The organism is Psychrobacter sp. 1U2, assembly GCF_051847575.1.
Map to the genome: position 1 here is coordinate 1 of NZ_JBPYDC010001133.1, position 694 is coordinate 694.

1 protein-coding gene is annotated in these 694 nt (G+C 42.1%); it reads right to left on the reverse strand.

Annotation, left to right across the window (positions count from 1 at the left end; all coding sequences use genetic code 11):
- Positions 1 to 682 (reverse strand): ATP-grasp domain-containing protein (locus ACS8FD_RS20800; RefSeq protein WP_459252164.1); only part of this gene is annotated, 682 nt, incomplete at its 3' end.
- Positions 683 to 694: the final 12 nt, after the last annotated feature.

Consider the following 694-nt stretch of genomic DNA (forward strand, 5'->3'; position numbering starts at 1 on the left):
TATAGGCATTCACAAACTGTTCAGTATTGATTTTCTTACTGTCTGTAAAATACAGATGCTCAAAACTATCATATTGTTCGTTAGCTGCTTTGCCAGTATCTAATCGCCAAAATCCTTGAGCAAAAATACCAGTAACCGGTTTTACACATAGTGGTTGATGACCATGTTTAGCCAGTAACGCTTCAAGCTCATCAGTAGTGTCAAAGCGCCAAGCGTCTGCCACGGGGATATCATGCGTATGACACTGCTGCATAAACGCAAATTTATCTTCAATCGACGCTAGTGCCTCTACGCTGGTTGCACCCGTTAATAAACGAATACCTGCTGTGTCAAATGCTTCACGCTGCACTTCGTAGTCAATTCCATTACGACCAGTCAAAAGCACCTTTACGTTGTGTTGTTTTGCATGCTCTAACACAAATTGCCAACGCGGCATGTCAGGTTTTAAGGCTGAGTCTTGATCGTCATCTATTAACACGCCAGTAGGCTCTTGATAAGTCAAATCAGCAAATTCAAAAATCTCAGGACGATGATGTCGATGTGAGGCAATCACATCAAATGGGGTGTTAGAACGAGTTTTTAGGGTTTGTAAGCTAGATAACATATCGCGCTGGCTTGATTGTCCTTCAGCAAGCCAAGCCGCGCTTAAATCATACTGATATTCATTGTCTTGGTTGTCCATAAATCTCTCAAC